Raw genomic sequence first — 780 nt, forward strand, 5'->3', positions numbered from 1 at the left:
CCGGTCAGTTCGGGTGCGAACGCCGGGTCCTTGACGACGGCACGGTGGAAGGGGATGGCGGTGGCCATGCCCTCCACGTTGAACTCCGCCAGCGCCCGCGCGGCACGCTGCAACGCCTGCTCGCGGGTAGCGCCGGTGACGATCAGCTTGGCCAGCAGCGAGTCCCAGGCCGGACCGATCACCGAGCCGGACTCCACACCCGCGTCCAGGGAACTCGAAGGAGTGCCCGCGCAGTTCCGGATCGCCGTAGCCCAGTTCCTCGCCGTCGGCGATACGGAACATCTCCCGGACCAGGTCGATGCCGGCGACCTCCTCGGTGACCGGGTGCTCGACCTGGAGACGGGTGTTGACCTCCAGGAAGGAGATCGTGCCGTCCACACCGACGAGGAACTCCACGGTGCCCGCGCCGACGTACCCGGCCTCCTTGAGGATCGCCTTGGACGAGGCGTACAGCTCCTCGACCTGCGCCTGGGACAGGAAGGGCGCCGGGGCCTCCTCCACCAGCTTCTGGTGGCGGCGCTGGAGCGAGCAGTCACGGGTGGAGACCACGACCACGTTGCCGTGCTGGTCGGCCAGGCACTGGGTCTCCACATGCCGGGGCTTGTCGAGGTAGCGCTCCACGAAGCACTCCCCGCGCCCGAAGGCCGCCACCGCCTCACGCACCGCCGAGTCGTACAGCTCGGGGACCTCCTCCAGGGTGCGGGCGACCTTCAGGCCGCGCCCGCCACCACCGAAGGCGGCCTTGATCGCAATCGGCAGGCCGTGCTCCTCGGCGAAGGC

1 pseudogene is annotated in these 780 nt (G+C 70.1%); it reads right to left on the minus strand.

Going from position 1 to position 780, the window contains the following annotated elements:
- Window positions 1-780 (minus strand): annotated as a pseudogene (locus IG54_RS38950) (ATP-grasp domain-containing protein); the annotation flags it as partial.

The organism is Streptomyces sp. NRRL S-920 (assembly GCF_000717945.1).
Taxonomy (GTDB): Bacteria; Actinomycetota; Actinomycetes; order Streptomycetales; family Streptomycetaceae; genus Streptomyces; species Streptomyces alboniger.